General features: G+C 40.8%; 9 protein-coding genes and 2 riboswitches. All 9 genes read left to right on the forward strand.

Going from position 1 to position 8033, the window contains the following annotated elements:
• Positions 1-10: 10 nt before the first annotated feature.
• The 9 genes from sigF (at position 11) to lysA (ending at position 7559) form a co-directional block, all read left to right on the forward strand.
• Positions 11-769: an RNA polymerase sporulation sigma factor SigF gene (gene sigF / locus JOD45_RS11950; protein ID WP_205004125.1), complete on the forward strand. Its 759-nt coding sequence runs from the start codon at positions 11-13 to the stop codon at positions 767-769.
• Positions 770-901: 132 nt separating this feature from the next.
• The gene (locus JOD45_RS11955; protein ID WP_205004126.1) at positions 902-1525 is read left to right on the forward strand and encodes a stage V sporulation protein AA; all 624 of its coding nucleotides are present in this window, start codon (positions 902-904) and stop codon (positions 1523-1525) included.
• Entirely contained in the window at positions 1518-1937 is a 420-nt protein-coding gene (locus tag JOD45_RS11960; protein WP_205004127.1) for a stage V sporulation protein AB, read from the forward strand. Before JOD45_RS11955 ends, JOD45_RS11960 begins: the two co-directional genes overlap by 8 nt.
• 15 nt (positions 1938-1952) lie before the next feature.
• Positions 1953-2411, forward strand: coding sequence for a stage V sporulation protein AC (spoVAC, locus tag JOD45_RS11965; RefSeq protein ID WP_205004128.1), 459 nt, complete (start codon positions 1953-1955; stop codon positions 2409-2411).
• Between the two features lie 17 nt (positions 2412-2428).
• Positions 2429-3442, forward strand: a complete 1014-nt coding sequence (spoVAD, locus tag JOD45_RS11970) for a stage V sporulation protein AD (protein ID WP_205004129.1) — start codon at positions 2429-2431, stop codon at positions 3440-3442.
• Between the two features lie 2 nt (positions 3443-3444).
• Positions 3445-3795 carry a stage V sporulation protein AE gene (gene spoVAE / locus JOD45_RS11975; RefSeq protein WP_205004130.1) on the forward strand — a complete coding sequence of 117 codons (351 nt, stop codon included), beginning with the start codon at positions 3445-3447 and terminating at the stop codon, positions 3793-3795.
• A 5-nt stretch (positions 3796-3800) separates the two neighbouring features.
• On the forward strand, positions 3801-4394 hold the full coding sequence (gene spoVAEA / locus JOD45_RS11980; RefSeq protein WP_205004131.1) for a stage V sporulation protein SpoVABEA: 594 nt from the start codon (positions 3801-3803) through the stop codon (positions 4392-4394).
• Positions 4357-5847: a spore germination protein gene (locus JOD45_RS11985; RefSeq protein ID WP_205004135.1), complete on the forward strand. Its 1491-nt coding sequence runs from the start codon at positions 4357-4359 to the stop codon at positions 5845-5847. The genes spoVAEA and JOD45_RS11985 overlap by 38 nt, the downstream gene beginning before the upstream one ends.
• 108 nt (positions 5848-5955) lie before the next feature.
• Positions 5956-6140, forward strand: a riboswitch (Lysine riboswitch).
• 93 nt (positions 6141-6233) lie between these two features.
• Positions 6234-7559 (forward strand): diaminopimelate decarboxylase, encoded by a 1326-nt coding sequence (lysA, locus tag JOD45_RS11990; protein ID WP_380897288.1) that lies wholly within the window; start codon positions 6234-6236, stop codon positions 7557-7559.
• A 45-nt stretch (positions 7560-7604) separates the two neighbouring features.
• Positions 7605-7754: riboswitch (FMN riboswitch) on the forward strand.
• The last annotated feature ends 279 nt before the right edge of the window (positions 7755-8033 follow it).

The raw sequence follows: 8033 nt of genomic DNA on the forward strand, positions 1-8033 counted from the left end.
ATTGATGCCAATGGATCTCGATTTGAAAAAAGAGGCTCGGGAACCTTTGCTGGACGATGATGAAATTAAAGAACTGATTGAAAAAAGTCAAAAAGGGGATAAGGAAGCAAGGGACCTTATTGTTCAAAAAAATATGAGACTGGTTTGGTCTGTTGTTCAAAGGTTCCTGAATAGAGGGTATGAATCAGATGATTTATTCCAAATTGGCTGCATCGGTCTCTTGAAGTCTGTTGATAAATTTGATTTGTCATACGATGTCAAATTTTCGACGTATGCGGTACCGATGATTATCGGTGAAATTCAACGATTTATCAGAGACGATGGGACAGTTAAAGTCAGCAGATCTTTGAAAGAAACTGGAAATAAAGTCCGAAAGAAAAAGGATGAATTGTCAAAAAAGTTAGGGCGAAATCCAACTGTTAACGAAATTGCAGAGGCTTTGGACCTTTCGGCAGAAGATGTCATTATGTCTCAAGAAGCAATTAGAACACCTTCTTCAATCCATGAAACCGTTTATGAAAATGATGGAGATCCTATCACATTACTTGATCAAATTTCTGATAAAGACGAAAACAGATGGTTTGACCAAATTGCTTTAAGGGAAGCTGTTCAGCACTTGCAAGAAAGGGAAAGGCTGATTGTATACTTAAGATATTTCAAAGATCAAACGCAATCGGAAGTCGCCAAACGGTTAGGGATATCCCAGGTACAAGTTTCCCGGTTAGAAAAGAAAATATTAGAGGATATTAAAGGTCAGATGGTTGAATAAACCAACTGGCCTTTTTTCATTTTGCGGAATGTTAGTTTTGTGTGTTTGGTATGGAAAGTTATGGATAATAAAAGCCGGAAGAATGTTTGTAAAAAAGCCAATCCATACTAATGATACGAGGGGGAAATAACAATGGGATCAGCTGTTATTTATATTCGGCTGCGGCAAAAATTCAAAGCAAAAATTAATGAAGTGATACGGATTAAAAAAATGGCACAAATCATAGCTCCGGAAAACTTAAGACATAGGATCAATGAACTGGCAGTTTACCATGTTACAGAAGAGGACAATTCCTTTATTGTCATTGATGTGATGGATGTTATCAAAGAAATATATCAATTATATCCCGACTTGGACATTCAAACAGTTGGTCCGCCGCAAGCCATTGTTGAAGTTGAATCAAAAAAAAGAAAAATGATGCCTTTGTTTTTTATCATTGTATGGCTGCTTTTATTTATCGGGGCCGGATTAACCATTATGAATTTCCATGAAGATGTTTCAATGAGGGGTGTACATCAAAAAATTTATTATTTAATGACCGGAAAGACGAATGATAAGCCGTTAATTCTGCAAATCCCCTATTCATTTGGTATTGGCATTGGGATGATACTCTTTTTCAACCATATTTTTAAAAAGCGATTTAATGAAGAACCCAGTCCGCTGGAAGTAGAAATGTTTAACTACCAACAGGATTTAGATCAATATGTCATCGTTCAAGAAAAACAAAAAAGCGAGTTAAAAAAACATCATGATTAAAGATGTCTTTCTTATCGTTGTCGGTTTTTCCAGCGGATTAGCGGTAGGGTGCGGTTTTGTCGCTTTTTTGACGGTGCTGGGTATTATTCCGCGTTTAGCACAACTGACAAAAACATTTCGTTTTATCAGGGCGTATGAATGGAGCATTGTTGTTGGCGCGCTGTTCGGAACATGGGTTGGCCTCAGAGATATACATTTGGCGACAGCACCGGTTTTTTTAATCCCGATAGGCTTGGCTTCGGGCATATTTGTCGGAATGCTTGCGGCTGCATTAACAGAGGTGCTTAATGTGCTTCCAATCTTGGCAAAACGGATTGGCATCAATGAACAAATACTCATCTTATTAATGGCCCTTGTTCTGGGAAAAGTTTTTGGATCGCTATTCCATTGGACGATATTCGTTGACGATTAATAAGGAGGTTATTCCATGGGTCAACTTAATAATAAAACCAATTATAAAAAGAATATTAAGCCGTATCAATTAAAGCCCAATTACTTAATGAATTGCATTAAAGCTTTTCTTGTTGGAGGGTTCATTTGTTTATTGGGAGAAGCGCTGCAAAATTTTTATATCAGATTCTTTGACTTTACAGAAAAAACAGCAGGAGCGCCCACGCAAGGAACATTAATCATACTCTCTTGTCTGCTTACAGGAATAGGCGTCTATGATAAGATTGGCCAATTTGCCGGAGCCGGCTCTTTAATCCCTGTTACCGGATTTGCCAATTCTATCACATCGGCTGCTCTTGAACATAAGAGTGAAGGGATTGTCTTAGGGATTGCGACTAATTTATTTAAACTGGCCGGCGCTGTTATTGTATTCGGTGTTGTTTCCGCAGCTGTATTAGGCATCATACGTTTGTTTATTATGAACTTACTCGGTTAAGTGAAGGAGGCGAGATTATGCCGAAAATGGGAAAACAGACATGGAAATTTATGAGCAATATTTACTTATCATCCACAGGAACAACGGCGGGTCCTTTAGAATCTCAAGGGCCTTTAGGCAATAGCTTCGATCAAGTATACGATGATATGCATTGCGGTGAATCAAATTGGGAGTTAGCTGAGAGAACATTAATGCGGGAAGCGATTGGCCACTGTCTAAGAAAAGTAAGCAAAAAAGAACAAGATATTGATATTTTTTTGGCCGGTGATTTATTAAATCAAACGGTGACGTCCAATTATATTGCGGGAGAGAATCAAATTCCGTATTTAGGTATGTTTGGGGCCTGTTCAACATCAATGGAGACTCTGGCGATTGCGGCTTTGCTTGTTGATTCAGGATTTGCCAATTATGTCATTGGAGCAGTAAGCAGTCATAACGCAACGGCTGAAAGACAATTTCGTTATCCTACTGAATATGGCGGACCGAGACCGAAGACAGCAACTTATACAGTAACAGGCGCCGGGGCGGCTTTAGTAAGCAAGGAGGCATCACCGATTTTAATCAAGGAAGCAACCATAGGCAAGGTCACAGACTGGGGGATTAAAGATGCTAATGACCTGGGATCAGCAATGGCGCCTGCTGCAGCTGATACCATTGCGGCCCATTTAAAAGATACGGGGAGACAGCCTGATTATTATGATCTCATTGTGACCGGCGATCTTTCAAGTGTAGGCAGTCCAATCGCCAAACAATTGTTATATGAAAAAGGGTATAACGTTGACGGTGTGCATCAAGATTGCGGATTAATGATTTATAGACCGGATCAGCCCGTATTTGCCGGCGGAAGCGGCGCTGCATGTTCTGCTGTCGTGACATACGGCTACATTGCTAATCAAATCGCATCCGGTTCATTAAATCGTGTATTTGTCGTTGCAACAGGTGCCTTATTCAGCCCGATAGTATCACAGCAAAAAGAGACGATTCCATGCATTGCCCACGGAGTTGTTCTCGAAGCGGCGGGAGGCCAGTAAAGATGGAATATCTTATTGCGTTTGTTATCGGCGGTTTAATTTGTGTTGTCGGACAATTACTTTTAGATGTTTGTAAGCTGACGCCTGCACATGTTGTCGTTACATTTGTTGTTATTGGCGCTCTATTAGATTCATTCGGCATATATGATCAGCTTATTAAATTTTCTGGGGCAGGGGCAACGGTTCCGATTACAAGCTTCGGTCACGCATTATTGCACGGGGCGATGGCGGAAGGAAAAGAACATGGATATATTGGCATCGCAATGGGCATCTTTAAACTAACATCAGCAGGTATTACATCAGCTATTCTGTTTGGATTTATTGCTGCGTTAATTTTTAAACCGAGAGGATGAGTTCTATGAAGCGGCATGTCATTTTAATCACTGACGGCGATAAATATGCACGTGAGGCGGTAGAGCATACCGCAAAACGTCTTGGCTGCCGCTGTATATCGCAAACGGAAGGCAATCCCACCCAGTTAAGCGGTCAGGAGATTGTGGATTTAATTCAGCAAACGCCTTATGATCCGGTGCTTGTCATGTTTGATGATTGCGGCTTCAAAGGGAAGGGGCCTGGAGAGGCCGCCTTAGAATATGTTGCCACGCATCCTTCAATCGAAGTCCTTGGAGCTATTGCAGTGGCTTCTCACAGCAGTTACCGCGAATGGTCCAAAGTTGATGTCAGCATTGACCAATTTGGTGAATTAACAGAATACGGGGTCGACAAAGAAGGGCTGAGAGATTTAGAAATAGGAAGGATTTCTGGCGATACGGTTTACGTATTAGATTATTTGGATATTCCGGTCATTGTCGGCATAGGCGATATAGGCAAAATGAGAGGGCTTGACAAGGTTGAAAACGGGTCGCCTATAACCACAAAAGCGGTGGAGGTCATTTTAGAAAGGAGTGGTTATCATCGCAACTCAACAGAAAGAAAAGAAACCAATCTTTAAAAAGGTTAAAGACAATGAACAATACTTAACAAAGAAACTGGACATCGGTGCGACTAACTTTGATGTCGGCGTACGCAAGATGAAAATCCTTAGCGAGGAAGTTCATGTATATTATTGCAACTCACTGTGCAATTCGGAAATGGTCATTTTTTTATTCAGAGAACTGATGAGAGTAGTGAATGCCCATCGTCCAAATATTAAGGCCAAAGATGTCATCAAAAACCACTTAGCGCATGAACAAGTGATGGAAATCAAAACATTGGATGATGTTTTGCTATATATGCTGTGCGGCCTCATCGTTGTTCTGATTGACGGTGAAGCGGTCGGACTGGTTGTTGATGTCCGCAATTATCCGGGCCGGCAGCCGGAAGAGCCGGATGTTGAGAAAGTTATTCGCGGCTCAAAAGACGGTTTTACCGAAAATATAATCATTAATGCAGGATTGATTCGCAGACGTGTTAGGGACGAAAATTACCGAAATGAACTTATAAGAGTCGGAAAACGTTCGAAAACAGATGTTTGTATAAGCTATATAAAGGGTATTGCTAATCCGGGGCTTATTAAGACAATAAAAAAAGAATTGAAACAGATCGAAATTGACGGTATTCCAATGGCCGATAAAACAATTGAGGAATTTATCGTGAAACAGGGCTTTAACCCTTACCCTTTGGTGAGGTATACCGGAAGGCCCGATGTTGCGGCTGAACACATATTAGAAGGCCATATCGTCATGATTGTTGATACATCGCCAAGCGTTATCATTTTGCCAACGACATTATTTCATCATGTTCAACATGCAGAAGAGTATTTGCAAACACCGTCATCAGGCGCTTTTCTTAGATGGATCAGGTTTATAGCGATGCTTGCCTCTATTTTTCTAGTGCCGTTTTGGTATTTGCTTGTTTTAGAGGGGTCTTCGCTGCCTCACTGGCTAAGCTTTATTGGACCCAATAAACATACCTACAATATACCGATCTTCTTGCAAATTTTGCTTGCTGAATTTGGGATTGAAGCATTGCGGATGGCAGCCATACACACGCCGACGGCACTTTCGACCGCACTCGGCTTGATTGCAGCCATTTTGATCGGTCAAGTCGCTATTCAAGTCGGAATATTTTTACCTGAAGTCATCCTTTATACGTCTATTTCCGCTGTCGGCGGCTTCGCCACTCCGAGTTATGAGCTGAGTTTGGCAAACAAAATCGTTAGGCTATTTCTGATTATCATTACGGCTATTTTTCATGTTCCGGGATTCGCTATAGGCTCGACAATCATTATTATTTTACTGGCCCAAGTCAAAAATATTAACACGCCGTACCTATGGCCGTTTATTCCTTTTAATCCAAAAGCTTTTTTCAATATCATGATAAGGACAGCTATGCCGACTGCTTATACAAGGCCAAGCATTGTCAGATCTATTGATGATACAAGACAGCCAAAGAAAACAGATTAATCAGCCCGTCTATTAGCGGGCTTTTCTTATAGGTTGTTTCAAAATAGTTATTGTGAGTTAAAATCCGGTGTGTTATAATTCAAGATAAATTTTATACAGCCTCATCATTTGAGGAGTATGGGGAGCAGAGCGAATCAGTACGGTATCTGAGCTATGGGCAGCTATGAAGGCGCCGGAAAGGTCAATCTGCCGAAGTGAATTATTTTTGCCCAAAAAATAATTTGCTGGGTTAATGCTGAAGAAGCATTAAACTGTCACTACTATAATATAAGTAGTGGAGTACTATTCCGGCTAATGAGGTACCGGCATAAGCTTATGTACTTCGTTTCATAAGCTTTCTTTGTTTTCAGAAAAGTTGGAGTAGTGCCCGCTTAGGAAAGGGGAAAATTTTAATGCGAGGCACACAAGGAATCAATGAGAAAGGTCATCTTACAATCGGTGGCGTTGATTCAATGAAATTAGTTGAAGAATACGGGTCACCGTTGTTTGTATACGATATTGCTTTAATTAAAGAAAAAGTTGCGGAATTTAAATCGGCTTTTTCACGGCATCAAGTGCGATGGCAGGTGGCATATGCGAGCAAAGCCTTTTCTTCTATTGCCATGATTCAACTGATGAATGAATTGGACTTATCATTAGATGTTGTCTCGGGAGGCGAGTTATTTACGGCTCTTAAAGCCGGTTTTCCTTCGGAACGGATTCATTTTCATGGCAATAATAAGACACAAGCTGAACTCGAGTATGCTTTAGAAGAAAGAATCGGCACGATTATTATTGACAACTTTTACGAACTGTCTTTATTAAATCAATTATGCAAAGAGCGCCAGCAGACGATTGACATTCTTTTAAGAACGACCCCCGGCGTTCAAGCGCATACACACAGTTACATTATGACCGGCCAAGAAGACTCTAAGTTTGGCTTTAATCTTGATAATGGAAGCTTAGAAGAAGCTATTCAAAAAGCCCAAAATTCACCGTTTCTAATATTGAAAGGCCTGCATTGTCATATTGGATCGCAAATTTTCAGCGATGAAAGTTTTGTCCAAGCGATCAACAAAATGTTCCAAAAGTTGAGAGAATGGAAGCAGCGATATGATTTCGAGATTAAAGTTTTAAACGTTGGCGGCGGTTTCGGGATTAAATATTCTGCTGAAGACACCCCCCTTATGATTGGCGAATTTGTGGATACAATTGTTTCGGCGATTGTTGACCAATGCGATAGTCTGGGCATAGCGTACCCGGAAATTTGGGTGGAGCCGGGAAGGATTTTAGTAGCTGAAGCAGGAACGACCTTATATACTATAGGGGCATTTAAAGATATCCCCCAAATGAGAAAATATATTTCTGTAGACGGCGGAATGACAGATAATCTTAGGCCGGCTTTATATCAAGCAAAGTACGAATGTTTAGTGGCCAACAAAGCTCCGGCACCTGCGGATGATACAGTGACGATTGCCGGTAAGTGCTGCGAAAGCGGAGATATTTTAATCTGGGATGCAAAGCTGCCTTCAACAACAGAACCAAATGATATTCTAGCCGTTTTTTGTACAGGGGCTTATGGATATGCGATGGCTAACCATTATAATCGGATGCCGAAGCCTGCGGTTGTATTCGTCGAAAACGGCTCCAGCCAGCTTGTTATTCAAAGGGAAACCTATGAGGATTTAATCAAACATGAATTGCCTTTGAAACAATCAATCTTAATTAATTAGACAATATAAGACTATTTCGTGTATAATGAAATTAATAGTATATGAGAATGCCTTCGGGGTTGGGTGCAATTCCCTACCGGCGGTGATGAAGCCGATGAAGCTTCTAAGTCCGTGACCCGTGCGAGTGCCACTCAAGCGGTGGATCTGGTGAGAAACCAGAACCGACAGTAAAAGTCTGGATGGGAGAAGGCTGATATTTCTACTTATGCGAACCTTTTTATTGGTAATCTTTTATAGGATTTCAAATAATGGGTATCGTATAAGCAAGTCGCGTTTTCTGTATAATTGCCATATCAAGGGTTTTTTGCACCCTTTTATGGTTTATTTGTAATGGAAACAGCTAACCCCGAGGACAATCATTGTTCTCGGGGTTTTGTTGTTGTTTAGGAAACTATAAAATGTCGATTTGTGGATAATTGTTCGGTAAAATGTTCGTAGATTTACTTTGGGGTGGTAACATGGGGAAACATAAAA

This window comes from Scopulibacillus daqui, from assembly GCF_016908855.1.
Taxonomy (GTDB): domain Bacteria; phylum Bacillota; class Bacilli; order Bacillales; family Sporolactobacillaceae; genus Scopulibacillus_A; species Scopulibacillus_A daqui.